The organism is Klebsiella sp. MISC125 (assembly GCF_051131775.1).
Classification (GTDB): domain Bacteria; phylum Pseudomonadota; class Gammaproteobacteria; order Enterobacterales; family Enterobacteriaceae; genus Klebsiella.
In genome coordinates this window covers 3,858,436-3,884,486 of sequence record NZ_CP180448.1, presented here as the reverse complement: position 1 = coordinate 3,884,486, position 26,051 = coordinate 3,858,436, and the positions used below count along the sequence as shown (strand labels likewise).

Here is a 26,051-nt window from a genome sequence, read left to right as displayed (position 1 = left end):
ATTGTCGCTTAAGCAATCTTAAAACATCCTATTTGACACAGATAACATAGAGCAGTTCTTTAAAGAGACATTTTTCTACGCTTTTGGCTTGATGGTTCGAACTCTGACGAGATGTGAGAGAGTTGCTCAAGACTTTGTTCTATGGAACGCTGGAACTCAACAGCGGCTTCTGTACGCTGTTTTATGACTAAGGCAAATATTTCATCATCACTTTTTTCTGAAAGTGCTTTACGATATAATGCACGTTCGTTAAATAGATCAAAATTACCTGATGATTTTGCTGATGTGTTAGCTTTTGAACTACTGATAGGATTTAATTCATCAATAAAACATTCAATAAAGGATTCTCTCTTTTTATCCAGTCTGCGAAGTTCAGTATGTTCAGATTTAAATTTCTGAACTTTACTCCACGGAATATCATCAGAGCGTAGTCTACGATATTCATTTCTGTATTCTTCAATCGTAATATGATTTTTTAGTTCTTTGGCTGTCTCTAAATACTGGATTAAATCACTGTTGTCTGTTTTTACTTTTCTCATAAAAATACCTCGTTAATAAATGGTGGATATATTTATATTACGAGATATAGTGTTAGTGTCAAATTAGCTCTTTAGCTCTTTAGCTCTTTAGCTCTCTTGGCAAGAAAATACCTTTAATGCAATCGTGGTTTATTACGGCGATTTTTTTTGCCTGTTTTCCCGCTGGTAATTAATTTTTATTATTCACTGTTTTCTTTTTGTCCTTCAAGTAATAAGTTTTCATGAAAGTTAAACGATCACCATTAAACATATAGTCTGGATTAATAAAATAATAGTTTTGTATCATGGTCTCAGCAATAAATTTCTTGTCAGCAAGTTCTTTCATACCTTTGAAATAAGTAGTTCTTGATATTTTTACGATATCTTGATCAACAATATCGAATGACATTAATATCGTATCTGTATCTTTATTATCTCTGATAGCAAGATACAGTATCTTGAATACTTTCTTACCGGATGAGGATAAACCCTCAATAGCTGATACGCCATCCACATAAAGCTTCACGAACTGTGTCTTGTCTACTTCCATAGACTGAAAGAAACCACCATTACCAACTTGCTCTCCCGTACTCTCATTAACTAATGCTAATCGATCTTTTCCTGTAGTAATACGTCTGACGCCAGTTTTTGTATGTAGACTTGTATCATTAAGAAATGGGTTTTTAGTATGACGTGGGAGACCTCTTCTTGATTTCTTTACTTCAGTTTGTATCTTATTTTCTATCATGGTATTTACTCCTTTATTTTTTTAGTTATACATTTAAGTAAATACTATATTTTGTGTGCAAGTCAATACTTAAAGTTTATATTTTTTAAAATAGCTAACACTTGATGTTTTTACGTATAAAACTTGTAGTGCTACAGAATATATAAAAATAAAACTTTATTATTTTTATTTGAGAATAGTTATCAACTTAAGTACCGGGATTCGGGACTTTAACTCCCGAGAGTGCGTACTTTGTTTTAAGCTATAGCTGGCTTGAGAGCATTTTTCTTCTTCATTATTCAAATAGCGAAGCTTTGGATGACATTTTAAAGAATGTAATATTGAAAATAGTTCTTCTTTTTAGTTGATTGGTGCCTTATCAAAATGGCACCAGTGGTGTTATCTGTGTTATTTTTCCTACTATGTTATTACAGCGAAGTGATTGTTTTCTACAATCACGAACCGCTGCTACTATCGGGACTGCTTAATTAATTTTACTTTAACTTTATATGCGTCTACGACGCGATCTTTTTTGGATAAATCCAATATTAACAGGGGCAAGCCCTGTTCAGCAGAGTGATTGTTCGCAACAATCACGAAGTGCTGCTACCAAGGATATAGTTTTCCTATACGTTTAAGAGAAAATGCTATATGTCTAAAGGTAAAACTATGTTTAAACATAGGATCTAAATTCAGCATCATGAGGAAAAGAGATCAAACAATGATCGAGTACTTTTATTTTTATTTAACAGGCAGGAGATGAATAAAATAAAAATGTCAGCGTCAGGGCGTAGTCGTGCGTCAGCACAGAGATAAAGATTTTTTCAAAAAGTAGTTTAAAAATAAGAGAAAAAATCATGGTTAAAACATAAATAAATTTGATTTTCACGATCGCGATGTAGTATTAAATAGTAATGAATAAAAAAGAAAAAATCAAATGAAAAATATTAAAATGATAACACTCTTTCATCCCCATGAGAAAACACCATTTATGATCTGTATTGTAAACAAAGTAGAAGATACTGAACATGGAATAAAACTCACTCTTGAAAATGGCAATGATATTTATGTCAATAATTATAGCCATTATCTGTTATCGGAGTCTGTAAGTCGTTGCGATAAAGATAGGTTGAAAAATATTTATATTCGCTTGGTTTCAGAACTCACACAGATGAGTGAAGAAACTATAAAATCACAGATGTTATAATCTGAGTTATCAGTTTCAGATATTGTGATGTTATCCATAAGGTCAATGCTTTTGGGTTGAATCTATATCCAGAGCTATCAACGAACATGGGTTAGGTTAAAGTCGAATGCAATAAGTGGCAGTGTTCTGGTAAAATGCTTTGCCTGATAGCGTCAGGAGGCGATGAGCGATGGAAGGTAAATTAATTTTCTGTTCCGATGCAATATGATCTTTGATCTTACCCACCAATAGTGGGCACGCGACTAAGAAAGTAAATTTTCGGTGATGCCTCTAATTAGTTGAATCTGATGTATAATGCGGGCTTTTGAGGTTCTTTCATGGCCAGCGTTAACATTCATTGTCCTCGTTGTCAGTCTGCACAGGTCTACCGCCATGGTCAGAACCCTAAAGGCCATGACAGATTTCGCTGCCGTGACTGCCACCGCGTTTTTCAGCTCACTTACACTTATGAGGCCCGTAAGCCGGGCATTAAAGAGCTGATCACTGAAATGGCCTTCAATGGCGCCGGGGTTCGCGATACCGCCAGAACACTGAAAATTGGCATTAACACCGTCATCCGGACTTTAAAAAACTCACGCCAAAGCGAATAACGTCTTCGCCCGTTGCTCATGCTGATGTGGCGCTTATCTGCGAACTTGATGAGCAATGGAGTTTCGTTGGCAGTAAAGCCCGGCAACACTGGCTCTGGTACGCGTATAACACCAAAACAGGGGGTGTACTGGCCTACACTTTTGGTCCCCGTACCGATGAAACCTGCCGGGAACTACTGGCACTGCTTACGCCATTCAACATCGGCATGATCACCAGCGACGACTGGGGCAGCTATGGCCGGGAGGTGCCGAAGGATAAGCATCTGACCGGAAAAATATTCACCCAACGGATTGAGCGCAATAACCTGACGCTGCGCACCCGCATTAAGCGCTTGGCTCGTAAAACAATCTGCTTCTCGCGTTCAGTAGAGATCCACGAAAAAGTCATCGGGACGTTTATTGAAAAACACATGTTCTACTAATTGGAAGCATCACCATTCGATGAAAGTATTTTATTTAAAAATAACTCTATAAACATCCGTGGACAAAAAAAACTTCTTGATTATTTAAAGTCCAACATACGTGATAATTATGCACTGGTTGCATGGACCTCTACGCCAAAATATGAACAGTTAAAATTTTGTATACATTTGTGTTGGGAGTATTTATTAAAAGATAATGAGAAAAGTAATCAAATGTCCGCCGAAAGATTAACTAAAGTTACTTTTGATTATGGCTTTTCCCAAAATATACTAGAGTTAGTAAAAAATACATATAACTATAATTTAAGAAAGTCAGGAAAGATGAATAATGAAAAAACGATAAAAATAATAGATGAATCGATAAAAGATTCTTTTTATATATTGCGTCATTGGTTTCAATATAAGCTTCCAAAGTTGTTATCTGTATTAAATGAATTGCAAACATATGTCTGTAAGCTTTTGGGTTTAGTACCCGGAAATTATTTGTATTATTCATCCATAATAGAAAATGATTTTATACCAGAACATTTAAATATCCTTATAGAATATGGGGTTCCTAAGTCGGCAATACAAAAAATTGCGAAATTTATACCCGATCACCTAGTTGATGATGAAGTTGTTCGGTTGATATCAAATAAAAAACTGTATGATTATAATGAATTAATAGACTATGAAAAAAACATCATTAAGAAAATGTTTTAATATACAAGTGTTCTTAAATAACTGCGCCGAATACCTCTATACCTACTGTTTACTAATGGGCGGCATGTTGAGTATGGGCAACACATCTCAAACCCGATACAGCATGGTCAGGTATAGTAAACAGCGCTGATGCCTTTCCCTGCTTGTGCTGCCCGAAAGTGGAACACTATTCCGCTCAGCTATTTGGAGAGGTTTCTCTCTTATATATTTAACTACCAGCAAAGTAAAACAACTGAAGTCGCCACTCGGATGAGGTTTAATCTTACCCAGCAATAGTATACACGCGACTAAGTGAGTAAACTCTCAATCAGAGGTGACTTATGACAAAACCAGTATCAACCAGTAAAAAAACTCGTGATTTACATCTGTGCATTAGTTTTTGTTTAGATTTAAAAGTTAAAGTATAATCGTTTCTGTTTGATGAATACACGATGGTGGTTAAATGGAAAATATAATATCAAAATTAAATCAGTTTGGGATTGTTGGTACTTCTTTACTCATTGTAATCATCTGTTCGGTATCATTATGTTTTTATTTCTCAAGGAGGAGAAAAGACAACATAACCTCCATGATGTCTAAATGGACGCATACTGCAAATGGGAACTTCGTACTTGTTGGGGTGAGTATAATTTGGGCATCTATTGTTTCAGTATTCGGCTCTCAGTTACAACAACAATGGTTCGGCGGAACTGATTGGGGGATTGAGACGTTCATATTTGGAACTTCAGTCACGTTAACATTAATATTGAGCTTCTTACATTACATCCGAAGTCAGGAAAAGGAACTTCAAAATTATACACGGCCTACCTATGAAGCTATTAAAGAAAATAGTACTCAATGCTTAAATTTAATGAAAGTTATAAATGATTGCGTACAAGATTTTAAATTCATTGAGGCGAAGGAAAATAATAAGAAAGGTGTTGTTTTTGGTGATGTAAATGAAAGGGAAAAATTTAATACATCAATGGATAAAGCTATTGAAACAGCAATTCAATCTGTGTTACTGATAACTAAAAGATCTATAGACGGATATGATGATGTACATTTAAAAGCTAATGTTTTTAATTTAATAAATTCAAAAGCTGTTTATAGCGGATTATCAACAGAGTCATATAATAATAATTCTATATTCAATGCCAAAGCGGTAACTTCATCGCCCTTTTTTCTCTTTTCTGCAAATCTACAGGCTAGACTAGAAAGTTGTGATTTTATTTTAGTTTGTGAAAAAACATGCACATGCCAGTTGGATAAAAAAAACAATTTTTCTAATTGTTATAATGAGGGCATTGATAAAGAAGCTGAGCCACTATGCATGCCATTCACTTTAAAACATCACGATACAAAAATGAATCACCCAAACTTGTTTGGTGCTCCTTATGCAGCCCTTAATAGTCATGAGGTTTATATAAAAAATATAATTGAATCTGTAAATGATTACATTAGTGATCTTAGAAAGTCCCCTCATTTCAAAGAGCATATGAACGCTCTATTCGAAATTATTATGAAAAAGATAGTGATAAACCGAAATCTCTCATCTCTTTTCCAATATATAGTATTGAGATTGATCCAATGAAAATTTCAACTCCTTTTGAAGGTAAGTCAGTTATATGTATTTTCAACATATATGCTAATAGAGTGAATTTCCTAGAGAATGACTTAAAGGCTGAAAGCCTCTATGCGTTGTTAAAACCTATATTTCACATGTTGGGGGTTTTAATTTCTTTAAAAAAATTATACATTGAAAGAATTAAATGCTATAATGATCCTAAAATATAAGGAGGTCGTTATGGATAAGAATGCATTCTGGTCATACACAACTCCTCTCCCCACTCATTTAGATGGTGTTGAAGAGGATAGGGTCTCTTCTGCTTATAATACTGAGCAACAACATATACATCAAGTAGTATACATTGTTAGCGAAGATATTTTGAATATTGAGATTGAAGTGCGAAATTTTAATATAGCTGATTCAGGGTTAGAACATTCTACCCGAAGTTTTAGAGAAAAAATTTTTTTAAGTAAGAAAGAAAAATAAAATAATTTCTGTTTTAAAAGCCACTTTCTATAGTGGCTTTTATGTATAATGCTAAAATATAGATTTTAGTCCAACAACCCATGTGAACGCTTACTTGCTGTCTGACTAAAATTATAACGTTCTACAACATCACCCTTAAACCAGATATCCAGCGATTTAATGTGTGCTGTACTGCTACTGTTCAGTAGAGCGAGGCCGGGAATATAGTTAGATAACTGGCTTTCTCCCGTCATGCTGGAGTAGCTCCACATCTCTTGTCCATCGTTTGTGGCGCGTGTCTGTGGTTCTCCGAACGCGGTAAGGATCTCTTGTTGGGTGGTTTTCCCCTTGACGATTTTTAGCTTTACCGTCTGATGATTTTCATCTGTAAGAGATTTATTACCATGTACGGTGCAACTGCCAAGGGGAACAATAGCCAATACAGCAATAAGCATTTTTTTCATTTTAGGCCCATAGGTAGATAATAATTAAAGATAACGGATTAAAAAACATATTGTTTAAAAACAAGAAGCCAGCGTTCGCAAAGTTCTTGATTTGAAGTGGTTTTGTTCTTCAAGGGAACATTAATCTTCCACATGGGATTTTTAATATCATCAGTTAAGATATTTAGGCCAGATCGTTTATTAGCTGCAAGTTGTTCTCTCCAGTTAGCAATAGCCGCATTATTCATGCCTTTCAATGTTCCATTTCCGTAAAACTTACCACCTTCTGAAAGCGTGTAATTGATCTCTCTGATATTGTCATAAGAATATGTCTTGTCTCCTTCTTTATCGAAAAAACGAACAGTTCGCTGTTTTGTATCTATAACGATCCCGGTTCGCTGACATTCATAAGATAAAATGTCGCCGTCCAGAACTTCTGTAAAGCTGTTGTAGTGCTTTTTCTTCTGTATATCAGAAACAGTCAATATAATGATAAAAATTACTATCAAAAATATAATACCTGTTGTTTCCACTTTTACTTCCTCCATGTGAATGAGTTAAAGGGGCTTGGCCTGTTCGCAGAACTCTAAGGAGTTTCTGGCTCTTATGGCGCTGCGACTGAGGCTCTTGTCCCTGCCTCCCAAGCCTATCAAACTGTAAAAATATGATCGATAAAAAAGATCGATAATTGATTATTGATAGCTTTTAACGATTGAATATGTGATATCGATCGGCGATTAATTGTTACAAACGATCGAATATTAAATTATGATAGATTTAAACTATCATATGGTTGTTTTTGATCGTTTTAAACGATATGACGAGCCTCAAAAAGAATTGAATCCTATCAATTGGTTAGGCAGTGGTTTTGTTGTGTCATATCTGTCTGAACACGCAGAAACACTACAGCTAACCAGAAAAGCACCAATACATGGCAACATTTTGGATTATCAGGATGGATACGTAGATGAAGAAGACTTTACTCGTTGCTGGCGTAGCTCTGGCACTGGCGGGATGTGGTGAAAAAGGTGATTTCGAGAAAGCGATCAACTCTAAGATTGGGCAGAACAAATACTGCTTCTCGCTGGATAACAATAACACCAGCTTCCCCATCCGTCTTGCCAAACCACGGCTTGATTCGACTGGCACAGGGACGAATTCAGTGATCCTCGATGGATTTGTTGAGCAGGGAATGATGGTCTTTGAGCAGGGCTATGATTCGAACGTATTAGGGATAACAGAAGAAGGCAAAAAAGCTAAAGTCTGGAGCACAACAGACGGTGCTTGTGTAGGTCGTCGTGCCGTTGACGAGATTAAGGAATGGACGGAACCGGGTAACGGCGGTCAGAAGGTTGTTCGCGTGTCTTATACATGGAAGCTGGTTGACGTTCCGGGCTGGATTGACAAAAAAGCGTTCGCTGGCGTTAAAGGGATGAATGAACCCGCTGATGGCGCCATGAATCTTGTTAAGACCAGCAATGGCTGGAAAGCTAACTAAGAGAATACTGGACCGTTAAATGCCCCTATTGCTCTGTGGAAAGTAAGAGTGGGGGCATGTTTACTCAGGCTGCTTACCTACCTAAAGTGGTATGCCTTCGTGATCATCTTGCTTGTCCTCTACAATAAATATATCTACACGCATGGCTGAAGCAGTTATCATTCTGACAATAAGTGTAGTTATTGCATTTGTTGCTGGTAAAGCTATTTACTTTTATAATCTTTTATTCTGGCGAAAATGATTATAAATCATAAGCTGCTCAATTTAAAAACTGGTTTTTATGCTATATAAATATCATCATCGGCATATCTCCCTCAGCATATATTTTACTGAGGTTGCTATATTTCTATCTGTATTGAAATACAATGCGTAAAGAGCAGTAATTGCTGATTTAATGAATATTACATGAAATTCATCTTGATTTCTTGGTGTCATTCATTAAAACAATAAAATCATCGAGTCGATTGTGTTTTTATTTATTATTGATTTATTAAATAAAAGGTATTAAAATAATATGTTTACATAATTCAAAAGGTGTATTGAATGAAGATTGAAAGGTGTGGTGATATTCCTCTGGGGGAATCTAAGTGGATGGTTGTCGGTTTTGGGGAAACACCTGACAAAGCAGAAAACTACATTGGTATAAAATTTAATTTAGGGATCAGGGCGCAAAAACACTTAGGTAAAATTATAGAAGAGATACTTTACAACCCGGAATATATGGCTCAAAGTGTTCTGGAGGACATTTTATCAAAAGAAGATGAATTAGGTAAAAAATTATTAATAATACTAGAGGAATTAAATTTACCGAGCAAGTCAGATAATCTTTTCTTAAGAGATATTGAGTTTTATTCTCACAAAGAATCTAAGCATATTTTCAATTTCACAAATGACTTATATGATAGAACGTCAGTAAATATCACGACAGATATAGATCTAAATCCTTTAGACGTAAAACAAACAACCCGAGGTGATAAATATCACATTGAGTGGTTCCATGATTTCAAATTCTATGATTTAAGGTATTTTAAAGATATAGATTATCTAAATGAACTTAAGGAAAGTGTTCTTTGGGTCGAAGGAATTATAAATAAAAAAGCCCCAAGATTGAATGAGTATATCAAAGTATTTGAAGCATATGAAATTACAATACCCGGCACTATAAATGAAGAGCAGGTTAAAATATCAATTGCTCATATTGAACTTGAAGGACTAAGGATCGTATATCAAGCATTCAAGGATAGGAATGACAATCTCAATGAAAAGATAAAAAATATTATTAAAGGTGTGGCTTTTAAATATAAGCAGGATGTTATAAATGATGATAAATGTAGAGAGTTCTTGTATGAGTTAAAGGTGGCTGCATACTTTTTACTTTCTGGTTATAACATAAGTGTATCTCAGCGAGCTGATGTAGTTATTAATAATGATACGTTCATTGAATGTAAGAAAATAACATCAGAAAATAAATTGATAACAAGAATAGATGAGGCTTTAAAACAAATAGAAATAAAGGAAGGGGTAAGGAATGGTATTATCTATGTAGACATAACGGATGCTATACCTGAGTTAAAAGATGTTTTCTTAATTATGAACAATAAAAAAGTAAACTATTCTAATTTAAACTCACCCGATCCAGAGATGCAATTTGAGCGTGAGTTGAGAATGGATTTTTTTAATAAAATAAATAAATATTCAAGTAATCTAATTCAAAGGAATATAACCAAGATAAGTAAAAAAATTGGAGATTCAGTTTTGGTTTTAAATGTAGAACTACCTGTATTACACTTAAGCCCCCTACATGAAAGAATGGGGATTATCAAGATAGCTTACAATATATCAAACAGGGTAGATTTAAGACTTAATTTTATTGTGGAAAACTCCATGCGATCTCTTTCTGAGTTATATCCAAACACTAAACGTAAAACTCGAGGCGACTAATAATTATTTTTATAATAACCAGAGGGAGGCGGTAACTTTGTATCGAAAGTATCTATTACAGGTGTATGTAAAGTAAACTCCGTACGGTTATCAATATGTGGGGTTTCCTGTTTAGGACGACTTGGGAAGCGAGTAATCTCATCTGGCATAGGTTCATAGCCATTACTGTTGAGCCTTACTCGTTTTTCATGCTCAGAGCGTTGAACGTAGATCCCCAACAACTCATCAAAGGAATAGTTTTCTGCGATACGCTTATCATGGTCAGCGTCAGTAGTGTCTGGTTGCCTTCTGGCCCATATAAATCTCTCTTTAAAGAAGCCCATCACAAGTAGTGTGAAACGCTTAAACAGACCATTTTGATGTGGCTTAGTCTGTTTCCTACTGTTCATGGGAGCGCGGTTCATCGCTCTGGTGTTTTGAGAAGAAGGTGTTTTCAGTTTAGTGGATTTATTCGGTTTAGGAGCAACAAGAACGGGAGTTTCTTCTCCTGCCATACCAACCTTACTTATCTTGTTTGGATCACGGTAAGATTTTACGGCTGGCCTTCTGTGTGGTTTAGATGTTGTAAAAACAGGCTGCTGTTTTTCCGTTGCCGGGTAGTCGGGAAGAACGATCTCTTCGGGTTCAGCAAGATGTGTAATCGTAAAGCTTCTGACATCAACAATGATCTCCAATGGTAGCTCACTAAAGGTTGTATAGACCTTTTTAGCTTCCTCAATTTGAAGATTGCGTTGGGCTTGTTCAGCAGCTCGCTGTTCCTGTGACTCAGTGTCATTCCACTTGGCACGATGAACACGCTGCATTGCCGGGCGGTTTGTTTCTGTTGCCTTGGCAAGCCAGAATGCTTTCTCTTCAGCGCTGAATGCTTCTTCTGCTTGGTTAAGAGCATCAGCACATTGCGACCTGAGAGAACGGTGATCGATACGTTCTTCACTGCCTGCGGTCTCAAGGTAGCTGTTTGACATCGTAGCCCACGACTCACGCCACTGGAGCATCATCTTCTTATCATTCCAGCTTCTGTCTTTTTTACCGAAGCCAGCAGCGGTGATAGTTTTCAGGGTTAACATAACGTGAGCATGGGGATTTTTACTATCCAGATCATGAAATGCGATATCAGCTATCATCCCCTTATCAACAAAGTTCTTCTGGCAGTATTCAGCAACTAATTTTTTCTTGTCATCGTTGTTGAGTTCAACAGGTATGGCGACATCAAAATAACGGGCTGTTTGTCCGTTGTTCTGGCGTTCCACTCTTTCAACTTCATTCCAAAGCGCTGACGAGCTTTCAACAATATGAGAAGGTGCGGAAATAGGTGCCAATATAATATGACCATGTAGATCTGTTCTGTGGTTGAAATCGAAAACCTGTCCAATGCGATCATCTGTAATACGTGTACGGGCATGGTAGGCAGCTTTCGCAACGGAAGTCATGCCTTCACTTCGTTTTACAATTTTAAAATCCAGATGAAAAATCGCCATTAAAAAATTAACCTCAAATAAAAGTGCTGCTGTTAGTTTTTCGCCAGAAAAACTTTGGGGTTGACGTTGACCTTGGTTTTAGCCTGCGGCAGGCAACCGTCGGTAGACCCCACACGCTCACGGAGTGAGTGTATAGGTGGGCATTGTCTTTAAAAAAATAAGCCAATGTAAAAAACACCCCTTATTAATTAATACGAAATATACTGATGCTTGTAAAATGATGCGTTAAATTAAACGGCATGAACTGGATTAAAGGTGTAGGTTTCACGCCCAAAGGAAAAAAGAGTAAAGAAAAGGCCCGTAAGGGCAAAAGAAGTGTTAATTGTTCTCGCCGTAAGGCGGGATAGCTAAAATTGAAGAGGAAAACTAATAAAACAGAGAGCGTTATGTGTTGCACAATTCACAGGTTAAGACCTGAAAACAGATTTAAAAAATAACAGGTGAAAATAAAATAACAAAAGTACAAAAATAAGTAACGTGGAGAGTGCCGGATGTTTTGTGTTAGTGATTACTATCACATGCGTTGCACAATTTTATTTCTATAGCAACTAACTTGAATCTAGTGCGAAGGTTTTATGATTTCGATTGTGGTTTATCTGATTAACAGAATAATAAAATTCTTCTTTATCAATAGGATGAGATAAATACCAACCCTGAACATAGCAATGAGGATATGATTTTTTTATACATATGTAATCACCCTCAGTTTCTACACCTTCGAAAACTATATTCACTCCATTTTTAGATATCTTTTCTAGAAATATTTCAAGGTTAGGGTTGTGATTATTTATAAAGGAACGGGTTATAGTTTTATCAATCTTAATTTCTGAAAAAGGTAGCGAGTATGCTCGTTCTTCATTTGAATACCCACAACCATAATCATCCATAGCCAGTCTAAATCCTTTATTTAATATCTCATTACATAAAGACTTAACGAGTTCTAAAAATACAATTTTATGCTCCGTTATTTCAATCATAATATAATTGAAAGGAATGTGGTATTTCGTAGCTTCATCAATCAATGTAGCTATAATACTAGGTTCTTCAAGGTTAATTGGATGGAAGTTAAGGCTCAAAAACAAATTATATTCAAGTATAGTGTTATGAATCTCCTGCAAAGATTTTTTTATAACAAAAACAGTGAGTTCATTTATTTTATTAGCCTTTATTGCTTGCTTTATTAATTCATCAGTACTGATACTTTTTGTTTCTGACCTATATCTGATTAAAACTTCGATACCTGCTATTGAACCACCTTTCACTGAATATATCGCTTGATAGTTGAGTATAATATTTCCAAAATCAATAATCATAATATTGGGCCATTTTGCTAATTATTTTTTGTAATTGTAATTTTGTCTGTTAACAAAATCTATAAATTGCTTCTTGCTTTCTATATTAAATTTTTTCATTATATCTGATTTATGCGACATTGCAGTCTTATATTTAATATTCATCAGTGCGCAGACTTCTTTTATTGTCAGCCCACTAGCTAATCCTGAAATTAAAAGCTGTTGCTTATGTGTTAATTTTTGACTCTTACATGCTAAACAGGTTAAGTGAGTGAGAAAAGAGCACCTTTCTTTTTCAAGGTAAATGTTATTAATTGTATCTGTTAATATTTTTGATACGTAATCTCTGGTCACATTCTTTTCAAGGTAAACAGAGCCATTCAAACATAAAGGATATGAGTTATTATGAAAGAATTTATTCTTATCAAGAAGAAAAAAGATTTTTGAGGTTTTTTTTCTCTTTAAGTACATTGGGTTGCATATCGTCATATCGTTTATACTCAATGCGGAAATAATAATATCGTATTGTTTAATATCATCGACTTGATGCTCTATAGTATCAATAGTAAAATTTTCTATTTTCAAGGTTTTAATAACATCTAAAATAACAGAGTGAATACCGATGCAAAAAAAAACGTTGCTGTCAGAAATGATTAAAAATTTCATGTATTGCCTGATTATATCTAAGTGATTATTGATTTATAATCTAGCATTACTATTTTGTTAGCAACAAATATTTATTTATTAAAACTAAATAAGAAATTTGACATACTCATTAAGAATATTCCTATACTTCGTCGCAAACGTCAATTTGGAAATTTTGAGTAAATCATTCGTTTTTTACGATCTGTTTTCGGGGTAAATGATATAGGCATTAGGATTTTTCTTGTTAGTTATGGGGGGATTCTCAATCTTACGTATTTCATTTGTTTTATATTGAGATGAATTCAATTGTTGATATCTTATCAAAACTTATTTTAATTTCTTGAGACCACAGTCCATGTCAAATTTTTTAATGCTTATTTTGGCATTTATTCTTTTTTTTGTATCAATTTTCTATTTTATTTCATATGTTAAAAATAGGAGGAAAATGAAAGTTGCATTTCGCCCACTCCGAAATATTTCTGAACGTAGTAGGGGTAAACGCTTTCGGTAATGCATAAAATCATCCCAAATGATACAAAAGATGGTGTGGCATGTCTTATCTGGCAACACATCATCTCTAACGGGTTTGTTAATGCCACCTTCTGGAAAATATTTTTTGTAGTCTATATGCAATATAACCGACCACTATGACATATAAAGTATTTATTTTTAAATGTTATCTACTACTAATCTCACTACTAATTTAGATAAAATGTCATCTTTGACTTTTATATTTAAAGATGGGGTTGTATATTTCTTTTTAAATGGCTTTGCATAAGTAAGGATAGAGGAAACTGAGTTATAAGAAACGTTAGCATACGTGCCTAAAAGCTAATATTTCAGATGATATTCTTTTTTTAGTCCTCCGTTTATCGGAAAGAAATCAATAAGGAATATATCTATTGTTGTGATTTTTATTCATATTGATTATACCTTTTATATCATTCCATAGCTAAAGGAGATTAAAAGGAAATGAAAAATAAAATTTTAATAAGAAAATATAAGAGTAAAAAAGGGTTTTCACTTTTAGAACTATTGCTGGTACTAGGTATTATCGCAGCATTAGTAGTAGCGGCTTTTATCGTTTATCCTAAAGTTCAGGCTTCTCAACGTTCACAAGCTGAAAGTAATAATATCGCAACTATTCAAGCTGGAGTGAAGTCATTATACACTTCCTCTTCAAGTTTTACAGGTCTGAGTAATTCGGTTGCAGTTCAGGCAAAGATTTTCCCTGATAATATGTTAAGCGGTTCAGGCTCATCAGCGACCCCTATAAATGCTTTCAAAGGGGCAGTTATGCTTGAACCAGCAAATACAGGACCATCAGGAGCCGAAGGTTCTTCTTTCACTATAACATATAATAATGTGCCAGCATCTGAATGCACCAAAATAATTACAGCAGCAGCTGGTAATTTTTATAGTGCGGGAGTAGGTTCGGCAGGTAATGTTAAAGAAGCAGGTGAGCTTTTAGATATCGTCGAGACAACTAAACAATGCGAAGGTGGCGGTAATAGTAATACTTTAATTTTTACATCAATCTAAAAATATGTAATGCCAGCCATATATTATAATGTATATGGCTGTTTTATTTCTGTGTGCTACATAACTTCCTGAATCTCAATTAAATAAACACGTCATTAAGATTGTCATTTTTATAGTGCAGAAAGCCTGCCATATTTTTTACTTTTTAAGGTTATTTTTAAATGTGCCTTGATTTGTATTGAGGTTATGTTAGTAATAAAATAAAATAACGTGAGGAGGTAATATTATGGGATTTATAAAAGAGAAAAATGGTTTTTCATTACTTGAATTAATATTAGTGCTCGGAATTGGAACATTAATGGGGCTTCTTAAATTTCAGGAAATGAAGTCAACACAGGAAAATATTACTGCTTCGCTTGCGGGTGAGCAACTGAAACAGCTAGGTCAGGCAGTAAATAGCTATATCACCATGAAATATGATAAGTTATCCACGCTATCAAATAGCAGTAATGATGGTAATGATCCGGGGCCAAGGTTATGTAATTCAACACAATGCGAAATAACATATAACACTTTACTGAATGAAGGTTTATTGCCAGCATCCTATACTGGAATTAATATCTATAAATCTCCATATAAAATTATACTGAAACGAGATGGCGTTTCACCTAGCTATATTATCAATGGATTGATCACTACCACCATACCTTGGATGGACGGCTCACACATACGCTACGATTTGCTTGGTAAGGCCATGCAGACTGCTGGCGTAGATAGTGGTATGACTGATAGCGCAACCCTTGTCTCTGGATTACAGGGGCAATGGAATGAATCCGCAACGAACTTTTCTAATATTAATAAAAGTGGATTGCTCGCAATGAGAGTAGGATTCAATAGTGCCTTATATACAATATATCTCAGACGCGATGGAACTCTTCCTATGACAGGTGATTTAAGTTTGGGTGGATATGATATAAATAATATTAAAAATTTGAGCGCCAGTGGTGCAGGCAATTTTCAGGGGGAACTTAAATCATTTGATTCGATAACTGCTGGGAAAGAACTTATTGCTCACAATGGTAATAATGATGTAATTGCAATTGGTGGAAGCGATGGTAATGATTATGAAATTAGACTCTATAATGGAACAAAGCCACTTACTATATATTCTCCAAATACGGCGAGTTATACAACTGTTTTACAAGTAAACAAAAATGCTAAAATAGAACAACGACTTGGACTAATGGGCTATGATCCCAATGATTTACCCACAGGATGGGGCGGTGGTTTAAGAACTCTTGATGTATATGCTGCGGGAACAATTGCTGCAGGACATGGTGGTTCTACCAGTGCTTATCTTAACAGTAACGGAGACTTTTTTGCTTCAAATAATGTTGATGTTGGTAATCAGATTAATTCAAAGTTTATATGGGCCTCTGGAAATATCAATTCAAATTATGTCCATTCAAACGGTAATATAGATTCTGAAGGGAGAGTTAATGTTGGAGAATATGTGTTTATAAAAGGTCAGGCTGTAATTGGGACTAACTGTTTTCCAAATGGTCTACAGGGTCGAACAGCTACAGGGCAGTTACTTTCATGCGTAAACGGTATCTGGAATATCACAACATCATTGAAAAGAATGACATTCACAATCTCTGGAGAAACGAAGAACTATGGTGATATATGTCAAAAATATCTTGATGAAAATGGTTATACGGCTCTTGGATGGGTCGCATCTGGTTCCGATGCATGTACGGAAGATGAAGAATACTGTACAATTGACAATGTAAGATGCTTTGCATTAAAAACACAATGAGTAATTAAATTATTAAAATACTTATTATTAACACTTTTAGTAACTTCTAATGACTTTTATCAAGTGGTTTGGCTCCCTCTTTTATCAATGTAAAGTTGATGTTTACCTTGTCATTTATGTGTATTTTTATATTTTTTAATTTACAGATTGGTTTTCTGATAATGAAATCAAAATATATATAGCTACAACTTTATTTTACTATCACGGCTATTTTGTAACTAATTGCATTGGGTGTTAATAAAGCTCTCACAGTTTATTTTTTATTCTTAACCCTATGTTTCAGGGAGGTTTTTTCTATCTTTTCTCTTTATAGGAATATATATATTGTATATTTCTTAAAATACTTAACTTTGGTGTATTTACTTTATACCATATTAAGGTTATCTATGTGTAAGTGAATTTATTTATTACAAAGGAAATTATGATGAATAAGCAAACAACCCCAATTATAAAAAGACAAAATGATAAAAATGTTCGTGTGGAGAAAACTTTAGAGCAAAAAATATCTTCAGCACAGATGCGACTGAATCGCCTTAAGACAAAAGAAAAATCCTTATCAAAGAGTGCTGAGACACGTCTGAAGATCATCATTGGTGCTGAAGTAGCTAAAGCTATGGGCTGTAAAGTTGAAGATGTCGACAAGGAGTTTGTATTGGGGATATTATTACAAACTTCGAACATCAATGCGGAGGCTAAAGCAAGAGTTAAATTAGAAGGGAAAAGATTCCTAGAAAATATGGTTGGACGACAGGAATGATATGCTTATTAAGGTAAAGTGAAATTAATTTCTAGCCTAACGTTTACCATTCCAGATAAGTCTATCGCGCTTTTCTTTTTTACCCTAAAACTACTTTAATACATCAAAGTGTAGACTGTTCTCATTAAAAATTTTAACAAATAATGACTTATGAACGGTGATGTTATCGACAGTGATATTCATTAATTTTAGTTTTGGTATTCCAGACGAATTTTTTTCATTAGAAATCTACTTTACTATTCTGGATAGCCTGATATCGAGCTATGAGGCAAACAGCTATTTGAAGGTAATCTGCGCATTTCATCAATTAACAGTTTGTCATACACATCTATTCAAATCATAGCATTGTGACACTCAGCGTCGGAATCGGAAAGTTAATCTTATGGAAATATTTATCATCTAATAATGGTAGGCTCATGAAAATTAAATGAGGCGTTCCTTCCTTAAGGTATTTATACATAAAAGATGTTGATGTATATAGAAGAGATAGTTGTTCATATTTTCTTAGGATTTCTATTTCATTGTTGTAGTAATCCAGTTCATGTAATTCACCACATGAAAGGAGCTTATAACTATCTTTACCAATTATCTTTAATTCGAATAGCGTATTTTCAATTTCATGTTCAAGAAAAGGTACTGCAATGAATTTCTGAAAGACTTTACCATCATCTAATCTAAAGAAAAATCTTTTTTGATCAACAAATGTTCTATTTTGTTTTAAGAATGGTACTTCACTTCCATTTCTGTCTATTTTTAATAAATATTCCATACACCCTCCATTATTATTTAAATGCAGAAGCAGACTTCAATATTATAGCTCTTTCCTCAATACTCCTTCGACCTCTGCGCGTAATTTCTTTATTTCTACTCTTTTATCTACTGCTTTTGCCCAATACTCATATCTCTTTTATCTCTTTTATCTCTTTTATCTCATGCGGTGGTTTTTTTCAGGAAAAAATAGCATCCAAAATAAAATAACTGCTTATGAGATGTTCATTAATAATTTTATATTATTTTTAATCGACTTTAAAAAATTATTTTGTGTGTACGGTTATTGTACACTCCTTCAGCATTCATTGCATACATGCCTAAAAAAATTGGTTCAATCGCATCTCTATGTATTGTGCTAAAAGCACTCGAGATTTACATAATTGTTTCATTTGAGACTGCTTTGATTCTGTGTATGCAGGCGTTAAGCATAGTCCTTAACACACTGGACTATTTTCTTGATTTATTGGGATTATTTTATAAAGTACTTTTCTAATTTATCTAAAATAAAAATTACATTATCTTTTACAGAAAAGTCAATTTTTTTCGTGCCAAATAGCTTCTTGACATTGGCCCGCAACTCCTTTAGCTAAGTTGATAATAAATATTTTGTTGTCGTTTTTATGATGCTTGCACCTAATAAACTGTCTCTTGTGTTTTTTATTTCTGCCTCTGCTTATTGTAAATCGAATTGCTTTTAGACTTATTTTTTCTTGTAGAACTATGATGTCTGCATTACGTTCTATCAAATTAGTTTTTTTGAATCTCATTAGAATGATATTGGATATTTTATACGGCTGGCCTCTGAAAATATAGCATGGTCATCAATGTTGATTGAACTGAGGTTTCATACTGCGATACCACGGTGGGGAAAAAGATTATTCGCTTATTTAATTAAAATCTCTTGTTGCAACATATGAGTCCCTTCAATGTTTATTGTCTACACACTAATCATAACGATTATAAAACGAATAAATCAAGCCTTCCGTGGCCTTAGTTAAACTCATCCCTTCTTTGTAAACTCAAACGGCCTAATCATAGCATTACTGTTAGCATCAAGGACATCAGCACACCACTGGAGCATCAGGCGGCGCTGTTCGAGGTGTTTTGCCTTGTATATAAGCAGCACGGATGCCGTTGATTTTCTTATAGCTCATCTGAAGCTCTAACGCGTCCTGACCACAAACCTGACTCAAACCATGTCCACAGACGTCCTGCTTCGTGTCATTACCGCATATTGCGCGGGGTTTTGTTTATGGTGTTTTCAAACAGAATAGTTAGAAAGTAACAAAGCAGTACTTTGACCAGTCATCCATCAGCGCCACCCGTTTAGGCCATAACGTCCCGCGTTGGTATGCTGCTTCAGCCTTATCTGCCAACTGGTGAGCCAGCGCATGTTCAATGACTTCACGTTGATGGTCCGTAGTTTCACCAGCCCACTCACGGAAAGTAGAACGGAAGCCATGTTGCGTTAAGCCACTATGTCCCATTCGTTTCAATACAGCTAATAACGACATATCAGAAAGCGTTTCAGCGCGAGGGGCAGGGAATACATGATTGTTATCTTTTAATCGTGGTAAATCTTTTAACAGAGCAACAACAGCATCAGATAGGGGAACCCGATGTTCTTTTGCTGCTTTCATGCGACTGGCGGGAATCGTCCATGTTTTTCCTTTCAGATCGATCTCTGACCACTCTGCGCCACGAACTTCACCAGAGCGAGAAGCCGTCAGGATAGAAAACTCCAACGCACGGGCTGAGACTCCTTTACGTTTGCGCAATTCAGACATAAAAGAACTGATTTCTTCATAAGGTAATGACGCATGATGTTTCTGAGCTTGTACTTTGCTCGGTAATGGGAGAAGGGGTTTCAACATGCCTTTCCATGTTGCTGGATTATCACCTTCAAAATACTCTTTAGCCTTTGCGTAATCGATGATTGCTTCAATACGACCACGAAGACGACTAGCCGTCTCATTCTTGGTTAACCAAATAGGCTCCAGTATTGCCAGAAGATCAACTTTAGTGATTTCACCAATCACTTTTTGTCCAATGAATGGGTAGGCATAGGTTTCCAGTGTCGATCGCCACTGCGCCACATGCTTTTTATTCTTTAGCTCGCTACTTTTGATTTCTATCACGGCGTCAGCGCATTCACGAAATGTCTTTTGCTTTCGTGTCAGAGCTTCTTGAGCCGCTTTTCGAGCGTGTTTTTCTGCAAGGGGATCAATGCCATTACGGATCTGCTTACGCAGTTCACGCGCCTTATCGCGCGCTTCTGACAGCGAAATTTCGGGATAGGGGCCTAACCCCATGTTAAGGCGGCGGGGAACTGTTTTACCTGCTTTATTGATGCGGGTTCCCATTACAATACGCAAGCCCCACACTCGTGAGCGTCCGATAATCCGAAGATACAGGCCATCAGCGCCACCAACGTAATATTCTGCATCGGCCTTAAGTTTAGAAACAGCCAGTGCAGACAGTTCTTTAGCTTTCTTTGGCATAAGTAATATTTCATCATGGTGCATTGGGTGGTGCATAAAATGACAGATTTTAGACCGTTTAGCAATACAGTACCGAACACTAAATAATGACAACATATTGTTTTATATTTAAAAAATAGTATTTATCTAGAGTTAGACGGACACTAACATGGCGGACTACGCTTCCGCCAAATCTAAACCCCAAGCTATTATTTAGCTTGGGGTTTTTCGTTTTATACGGTTTCTGATGTGCTGTTCCCAGCTTTGAGCCATCGTGTCTCACTCAATGCTGCTGCGGATGTTACAGATGATGATCATCATGACTGTTTTGGTGGTTCGAGCAGGTAGCTACCGCAATGATGTTTTCATCTTTCGTTGGTGGCTCACGGCGGCAGCGTATAAGAGCGGACATTCAAATTTCGGATTAAATACATCGTTAAATAACAGCGAGAGATCTTTCTAAAGCTATTTGTGGGTTGAGTAGCGTAATTCATCGACCAGCAGGCTAAACGCCGGCGTCGGCTGACGGTGACTCGGATAGTAAAGATGGTAACCGGAGTAGGGTTCACACCATTCTTCAAGAACGCGAACAAGCCTCCCGCAAGCGACATAAGGTTCAAGCTGGGCTTCTGGCAGGTACGCCAGTCCTCGCCCCTCAAGTGCCGCTCTCAGTATCATACTTCCGGTGTTAAAGACCAGTTGGCCGTCAACCCGTACATTTAGCTCTCGTCCATCTTTCTCAAACTCCCACGCATAAAGCCCCCCATGCCCGGAAAGACGCAGATTTATACAGCTATGATCCGTAAGTTCCTGCGGAGTTACTGGAGCTGCCCTGTTACTGAAATATTCAGGCGATCCTGCCACCGCCATCCGCATATCAGGCGCAATACGAACCGCAATCATGTCTTTGGCAATGGTTTCGCCGGGGCGTACGCCGGCATCAAAACGATCTCTTACGATATCCGTCAGGCCATAATCCGTCAGAATTTCGACTTTAATATCGGGATAGTTTTTAACCAGGCGCGCCACCGCTGGCCAAAGCACTGACTCTGCGGCATATTCCGTAGCCGTAAGACGTATGGTACCGGCTGGCTTATCCCGTAATTCGCTCAGCACCATCAGCTGGCGCTGGATATCCTCGAGCTGTGGCCCGATGGAGGCCATTAACCGCTCTCCGGCTTCTGTCGGCACGACCCGACGCGTCGTTCGGTTGAGTAACCGAAGCCCCAACTGAGCCTCAAGTCCGCGAACCGTCTGGCTTAGCGCGGACTGTGAAACGCCCAGCCGCTTTGCCGCTCGCGTAAAGTTTTGCTCTCTGGCAACCACCATAAATGCAGCGAGGTCATTCAGGTTCTGTTCGGACATTAAGAAGCTCTCCTTATAATTTCAATCTCATTTTAGCCTCTAATCACTTAATAAGTCCTTCGATATACTACTTTCGTTCACTAAATAACCATGCGTATCTTTTGAAGCAAGCAGATCATTATCAGCAACCAGCGAGGCTAAAGATGAAAGCAATTATTGCAGCAGCGGCCATGTCCGTTTTGGGGGCAGCGCAGGTTTGCGCTGAAAGTATTGAGATCCGTCGTAACGGCCAGACCCCTTCTGTCGTCGGCAAGGCAGATAACTTTTCAGGCCATGCGGTTGTCAGCCCGTTATTACCGCCTAACGAGTCGACGCGAGCCAGTCTGGGCCAGGTAGATTTCGCCCCGGGTGCGCGCACCGCGTGGCATACCCATCCCGCTGGGCAACTGCTGATCGTCACAACAGGCAAAGGGTGGGTTCAGGAAGAGGGTAAGGTTCGCCAGGATATCGCTCCGGGCGATGTCGTCTGGATCCCTGCAACGGTCCGCCACTGGCATGGCGCCACGTCGACGTCCCCCATGAGTCACCTGGCCATGACGTATAGGGTGGAGGGTAAAAACGTGGACTGGCAGGAGCCTGTCTCTGACGAGCAATATCATTAACCCTGAAGGTCACGCTGCGTCTAAACAGGACAATGGATCGTCGCATTGGTAATCAGCCAGCCTGATGACGTGGACGTTAACGAAATATTTTCCCGACCGACAGTTCAGATTTATTAACCTCCGACAGGCGTGCCCGATTTTTCCGGGGGTTAATACCATCTGGAAATAAGAAAAGCAGTCCTGATTAACAGCATTTTTGCACACGGGAAATTCTTACTGGAATTTCCTGAGGGCCACATCGTGCCCGAAAAATAAAAAACACTTATGCGACATTCCGTTCATTAAAAGGTAAATGGCTGATTTATATGTCTGTAAAACATTATCACAATGCCTCCAGCACTTCGGTCGTCGCAACGCTGATGCCAGTAATGGCCGCAGTCCTGGTCGGCTTTATCATTATCGGTGTGGCGCTGCCCGTCCTGCCGCTGCATGTCAAAAATGACCTGGGTTTCGGGACGTTTATCGTGGGCCTGGTCGCCGGGGCACAGTTTGCTGCATCGCTTATTTCCCGCGTGTGGGCCGGGAGCTATTCCGACAGGCGCGGCGCCAAAAAAGGTGTGGTAGTCGGACTCATCGCCGCTGCCGTCTCAGGCGGGATATACCAGGTGTCGCTCTGGCTGGTCGGTATTCCGCTACTGTCGGTAGCCGTCTTGCTTGCCGGGCGTGCGATCCTTGGTGGTGCGGAAAGTTTCATCATTACCGGTGCAGTGGCGTGGGGGTTGGCTCTGGTGGACAAAGAGCATGCTGGCAAGGTCATCGCCTGGATGGGCACCGCGATGTTTGCCGCTATGGCGCTCGGCGGGCCTGTTGGCTCACTGCTTTATGACGCGTTTGGCTTTGAGGCGATCGCGCTTCTGACGCTGCTGCTTCCGTTGCTGGTGCTGATATATCTAGCACGCATGCCCGCAGTGGCACCTCATCAGCATGCCGCACAGGCTTCCTTTGGCTCAGTCATGCATGCGGTGTGGTTACCCGGCCTGGGCGCCGCGCTAGCCAGCACGGGCTACTGCGCTATTCTGGCCTTCAGTTCTCTTTATTACAGTGCTATGCACTGGCAGCCCGTCTGGATGGCGTTTACCGCCTTTGGCGTTGCGCTGATTATTGCTCGAACGGTTGCCGGACATCTGCCGGATCGTTTTGGCGGGGCGCGTATCGCTTTGATTTTTGTCCTCGTCCAGGCCGCCGGAATGTTGCTGATTTGGCTTGCCAGTACTTCGCTAGTTGCCTCTGTAGGGGCCGCATTTGCAGGTTTCGGCTACTCATTGGTCTATCCGGGACTCGGTATTGAAGCCATTAGCGGCTCAAGCCCTCATAACCGGGGCATGGTCATGGGGATCTACACGGCATTCCTCGACGTGGCGATGGCTGTCGGCAGTCCCGCCCTTGGCTGGGTTGGCGGGCGTCTGGGGGTTAATGCCATATTCCTGACCGGCGCGCTGGTTGTGCTCTCCACGGCGGTTGTTGCATACCTGCTGATGAAACGCTCTGCATTAGCTAAACGAAAACCGGCCTGAAAAGGCTTAGAACCTATCCCATTAGGGCTATCTCGCTTGCCATTTTGAACCTGGGCAGTGCTCAGAATCCTCACGTACTACGTGTACGCTCCGGTTCTTCCGCGCTGTCCGTGCTCAAACTGTCTGCGCCAATAACGCCTACTGGGATAGGCTCGGTTGTCCGAAGATTTATTCTTCCTCGGATATACCACTCCGTTTGTATTAACACCTTTGATTAATTCAGGAGATACCATGAAACAACATGCCAAAGGGAAATTAAAAACGCTGGCCGCACTGGCAATATTAGGCGTGACTCTGGGGATGGGAACAACCGTAGCCGCGGCTGCGGATATGTCCCATGGAGCAGACAATTTCTATAAAAGCGATAAAGTGAATTCGGAAACCGTTAAATTCAAAAATATTTATGGTATGGAAGTCACCGGTACGTTGTTTACCCCCCAAAATATGGACGCAGGGAAGAAATATAATGCCCTGATTATCGGCCATCCTTTTGCCGCAGTAAGGCAGCAGGCTGCGAATCTCTATGCCACGAAAATGGCGGAAGCCGGTTTTGTCACTCTGTCTTTTGATCAGTCCTTCTGGGGAGAAAGTGCCGGCTCTCCGCGTGGGGCCGTGCTGCCTGATGTTTATGCTGAAAACTTCAGCGCCGCCGTTGATTTCCTGGGGACGCGCCCCTTTGTGGATCGGGACAACATTGGCGTGATTGGCATCTGCGGTAGTGGTGGTTTTGCCATCGCGGCGACAAAGGTGGATCCGCGTATTAAGGCTCTCGCCACCGTCAGCATGTACGATATGGGCGAATATTTCCGCACTGGTTTGAACCATGAGCGAACTGTGGAAATGAGAAACAGAGACTTGGCCACCGCAGCTGAACAGCGTTACAAGACGTTTGAAACCGGTCAGCCCGTTTACGGGCCGGGGCAAAACGATCCGGTCTTTATTGAAGGTAAAGAGTCTAATGACTTTTATCAGACGGAGCGCGGAAAAGTGGCATCTAACGATCGCCGGTCTACCCCTGCGACTTACGCTAAATTTATGAACTTCCATCCGTTTATTGACATCGAGTCCATATCACCACGCCCGATACTGTTTGTTGTTGGTGACTCTGCGCCTTCCCGAACCTATACCGACACGGCATATAAGATGGCGGCAGAGCCGAAAGCGCTCGTGGAGATCAAAGGGGCTAACCGTATTGATTTGTATGACCGCGTTGAGTTGATACCGTGGGATAAGCTGGTCTCATTCTTTAATACCAATCTGAATTCAAATAAATAACATCTTATTTAAACGGCACAGCTTTTCGTGCCGTTATCACTAACAATATAAAAATGGAGAATTTTATGTTTAAACCTATTTTGCTTGCTCTGGTTTCACTGACCGCCGTGTCATTCTCGTCAATAGCTTCTGATGCTGAGGTATTAAAGTGAAAATCACTGCTGGAGACCAGATAATGACGGCAACATTTTATGATAATGCAACCACCCGGGCGCTGGTTTCCCGATTTCCGCTGACGCTGCCGATGGAAGATTTATACAACCGGGAGATGTGTTATCGCTTCCCCGACGCTTTACCGGCCAATGAACAGCAAACCAGCGGATATGAAGTGGGTGATATCGTCTACTGGGCGCCTCGCCACAGCTTTGTCATCATGTATGAACAAAACAATGAACGAATCAGCCATCTTCAGAAGGTTGGACGTATTCACTCTGGTGTAGGGCTTTTCAGGCGTACTGGCAACATTGATGTGACATTCGAAATTGCAAACTAACGCGCAATTTACTACC

At 38.5% G+C, this 26,051-nt stretch carries 25 protein-coding genes and 1 pseudogene; 15 read left to right on the top strand and 11 right to left on the bottom strand.

The annotated features are described in order from the left end of the window. Positions 1 to 59 precede the first annotated feature (59 nt). Complete coding sequence (locus ACMYSL_RS18455) at positions 60 to 539, bottom strand: DUF4756 family protein (protein WP_434659379.1); 480 nt, start codon at positions 537 to 539, stop codon at positions 60 to 62. 169 nt (positions 540 to 708) lie between these two features. Next, complete coding sequence (locus ACMYSL_RS18450) at positions 709 to 1,266, bottom strand: replication/maintenance protein RepL (protein WP_049033025.1); 558 nt, start codon at positions 1,264 to 1,266, stop codon at positions 709 to 711. Positions 1,267 to 2,182: 916 nt separating this feature from the next. On the opposite strand from ACMYSL_RS18450, the gene ACMYSL_RS18445 reads away from it, so the two are divergent. The 5 genes from ACMYSL_RS18445 to ACMYSL_RS18425 all read left to right on the top strand — a co-directional run bounded on the left by ACMYSL_RS18445 (position 2,183) and on the right by ACMYSL_RS18425 (position 6,201). Beyond that, entirely contained in the window at positions 2,183 to 2,452 is a 270-nt protein-coding gene (locus ACMYSL_RS18445; protein ID WP_023286663.1) for a hypothetical protein, read from the top strand. Between the two features lie 317 nt (positions 2,453 to 2,769). Next, a protein-coding gene (locus tag ACMYSL_RS18440) for an IS1-like element IS1N family transposase (RefSeq protein ID WP_087786203.1) occupies positions 2,770 to 3,464 on the top strand; the annotation gives its coding sequence in 2 pieces (ribosomal slippage) (positions 2,770 to 3,016 and positions 3,016 to 3,464; 696 coding nt in all). Further along, positions 3,465 to 4,166 (top strand): hypothetical protein, encoded by a 702-nt coding sequence (locus ACMYSL_RS18435; RefSeq protein WP_434659376.1) that lies wholly within the window; start codon positions 3,465 to 3,467, stop codon positions 4,164 to 4,166. A 442-nt stretch (positions 4,167 to 4,608) separates the two neighbouring features. Then, positions 4,609 to 5,739: a hypothetical protein gene (locus tag ACMYSL_RS18430; RefSeq protein WP_434659374.1), complete on the top strand. Its 1,131-nt coding sequence runs from the start codon at positions 4,609 to 4,611 to the stop codon at positions 5,737 to 5,739. Positions 5,740 to 5,952: 213 nt separating this feature from the next. Continuing rightward, complete coding sequence (locus tag ACMYSL_RS18425) at positions 5,953 to 6,201, top strand: hypothetical protein (RefSeq protein WP_434659372.1); 249 nt, start codon at positions 5,953 to 5,955, stop codon at positions 6,199 to 6,201. Between the two features lie 65 nt (positions 6,202 to 6,266). Here ACMYSL_RS18425 and ACMYSL_RS18420 read toward each other — a convergent pair whose 3' ends face one another. Together ACMYSL_RS18420 and ACMYSL_RS18415 are read right to left on the bottom strand one after the other, a co-directional pair. After that, positions 6,267 to 6,644, bottom strand: coding sequence for a hypothetical protein (locus tag ACMYSL_RS18420; protein WP_434659370.1), 378 nt, complete (start codon positions 6,642 to 6,644; stop codon positions 6,267 to 6,269). Between the two features lie 38 nt (positions 6,645 to 6,682). Further along, entirely contained in the window at positions 6,683 to 7,156 is a 474-nt protein-coding gene (locus tag ACMYSL_RS18415) for a DUF4755 domain-containing protein (RefSeq protein WP_434659368.1), read from the bottom strand. A gap of 434 nt (positions 7,157 to 7,590) precedes the next feature. On the opposite strand from ACMYSL_RS18415, the gene ACMYSL_RS18410 reads away from it, so the two are divergent. Both ACMYSL_RS18410 and ACMYSL_RS18405 read left to right on the top strand, forming a co-directional pair. Beyond that, the gene (locus ACMYSL_RS18410) at positions 7,591 to 8,121 is read left to right on the top strand and encodes a hypothetical protein (RefSeq protein WP_434659366.1); all 531 of its coding nucleotides are present in this window, start codon (positions 7,591 to 7,593) and stop codon (positions 8,119 to 8,121) included. A 543-nt stretch (positions 8,122 to 8,664) separates the two neighbouring features. Next, positions 8,665 to 10,062 (top strand): hypothetical protein, encoded by a 1,398-nt coding sequence (locus ACMYSL_RS18405; RefSeq protein WP_434659364.1) that lies wholly within the window; start codon positions 8,665 to 8,667, stop codon positions 10,060 to 10,062. Here ACMYSL_RS18405 and mobQ read toward each other — a convergent pair. The 3 genes from mobQ to ACMYSL_RS18390 form a co-directional block, all read right to left on the bottom strand. Then, a complete protein-coding gene (gene mobQ / locus ACMYSL_RS18400; protein ID WP_434659362.1) occupies positions 10,059 to 11,540 on the bottom strand; it encodes a MobQ family relaxase in 1,482 nt (493 codons plus the stop codon). The two genes, ACMYSL_RS18405 and mobQ, sit on opposite strands and share 4 nt — an antisense overlap. A 548-nt stretch (positions 11,541 to 12,088) precedes the next feature. Further along, a complete protein-coding gene (locus ACMYSL_RS18395; RefSeq protein WP_434659360.1) occupies positions 12,089 to 12,853 on the bottom strand; it encodes an EAL domain-containing protein in 765 nt (254 codons plus the stop codon). A 21-nt stretch (positions 12,854 to 12,874) separates the two neighbouring features. Further along, on the bottom strand, positions 12,875 to 13,498 hold the full coding sequence (locus tag ACMYSL_RS18390; RefSeq protein WP_434659358.1) for a helix-turn-helix transcriptional regulator: 624 nt from the start codon (positions 13,496 to 13,498) through the stop codon (positions 12,875 to 12,877). A gap of 334 nt (positions 13,499 to 13,832) precedes the next feature. On the opposite strand from ACMYSL_RS18390, the gene ACMYSL_RS18385 reads away from it, so the two are divergent. The 4 genes from ACMYSL_RS18385 to ACMYSL_RS18370 all read left to right on the top strand — a co-directional run bounded on the left by ACMYSL_RS18385 (position 13,833) and on the right by ACMYSL_RS18370 (position 17,535). Then, positions 13,833 to 13,988 (top strand): small membrane protein, encoded by a 156-nt coding sequence (locus tag ACMYSL_RS18385; RefSeq protein ID WP_434659356.1) that lies wholly within the window; start codon positions 13,833 to 13,835, stop codon positions 13,986 to 13,988. Positions 13,989 to 14,449: 461 nt separating this feature from the next. Further along, positions 14,450 to 15,019 carry a type 4 pilus major pilin gene (locus ACMYSL_RS18380; RefSeq protein WP_434659354.1) on the top strand — a complete coding sequence of 190 codons (570 nt, stop codon included), beginning with the start codon at positions 14,450 to 14,452 and terminating at the stop codon, positions 15,017 to 15,019. Positions 15,020 to 15,245: 226 nt separating this feature from the next. Next, positions 15,246 to 16,778 carry a shufflon system plasmid conjugative transfer pilus tip adhesin PilV gene (pilV, locus tag ACMYSL_RS18375; RefSeq protein ID WP_434659352.1) on the top strand — a complete coding sequence of 511 codons (1,533 nt, stop codon included), beginning with the start codon at positions 15,246 to 15,248 and terminating at the stop codon, positions 16,776 to 16,778. 424 nt (positions 16,779 to 17,202) lie between these two features. Then, a complete protein-coding gene (locus ACMYSL_RS18370) occupies positions 17,203 to 17,535 on the top strand; it encodes a conjugal transfer protein TraD (RefSeq protein WP_434664155.1) in 333 nt (110 codons plus the stop codon). 337 nt (positions 17,536 to 17,872) lie between these two features. Here ACMYSL_RS18370 and ACMYSL_RS18365 read toward each other — a convergent pair whose 3' ends face one another. From ACMYSL_RS18365 to ACMYSL_RS18350, 4 genes and pseudogenes are all read right to left on the bottom strand, one after another. Further along, positions 17,873 to 18,304, bottom strand: coding sequence for a hypothetical protein (locus tag ACMYSL_RS18365; RefSeq protein ID WP_434659350.1), 432 nt, complete (start codon positions 18,302 to 18,304; stop codon positions 17,873 to 17,875). Positions 18,305 to 19,306: 1,002 nt separating this feature from the next. Beyond that, a pseudogene (locus ACMYSL_RS18360) lies at positions 19,307 to 19,569 on the bottom strand (tyrosine-type recombinase/integrase); the annotation flags it as partial. An 11-nt stretch (positions 19,570 to 19,580) separates the two neighbouring features. Continuing rightward, positions 19,581 to 20,807 (bottom strand): tyrosine-type recombinase/integrase, encoded by a 1,227-nt coding sequence (locus tag ACMYSL_RS18355; protein ID WP_434659348.1) that lies wholly within the window; start codon positions 20,805 to 20,807, stop codon positions 19,581 to 19,583. 444 nt (positions 20,808 to 21,251) lie between these two features. Further along, complete coding sequence (locus ACMYSL_RS18350; RefSeq protein ID WP_434659346.1) at positions 21,252 to 22,151, bottom strand: LysR family transcriptional regulator; 900 nt, start codon at positions 22,149 to 22,151, stop codon at positions 21,252 to 21,254. A 170-nt stretch (positions 22,152 to 22,321) separates the two neighbouring features. Here ACMYSL_RS18350 and ACMYSL_RS18345 point away from each other — a divergent pair, with 170 nt between their 5' ends. The 4 genes from ACMYSL_RS18345 (at position 22,322) to ACMYSL_RS18330 (ending at position 26,035) form a co-directional block, all read left to right on the top strand. Continuing rightward, positions 22,322 to 22,753: a (R)-mandelonitrile lyase gene (locus ACMYSL_RS18345; protein ID WP_434659344.1), complete on the top strand. Its 432-nt coding sequence runs from the start codon at positions 22,322 to 22,324 to the stop codon at positions 22,751 to 22,753. 305 nt (positions 22,754 to 23,058) lie between these two features. Then, positions 23,059 to 24,267 carry an MFS transporter gene (locus ACMYSL_RS18340; RefSeq protein ID WP_434659342.1) on the top strand — a complete coding sequence of 403 codons (1,209 nt, stop codon included), beginning with the start codon at positions 23,059 to 23,061 and terminating at the stop codon, positions 24,265 to 24,267. 231 nt (positions 24,268 to 24,498) lie between these two features. Further along, positions 24,499 to 25,542 (top strand): alpha/beta hydrolase, encoded by a 1,044-nt coding sequence (locus tag ACMYSL_RS18335; RefSeq protein ID WP_434664153.1) that lies wholly within the window; start codon positions 24,499 to 24,501, stop codon positions 25,540 to 25,542. A gap of 175 nt (positions 25,543 to 25,717) precedes the next feature. Beyond that, positions 25,718 to 26,035 (top strand): cyclophilin-like fold protein, encoded by a 318-nt coding sequence (locus ACMYSL_RS18330; RefSeq protein WP_434659340.1) that lies wholly within the window; start codon positions 25,718 to 25,720, stop codon positions 26,033 to 26,035. Positions 26,036 to 26,051: the final 16 nt, after the last annotated feature.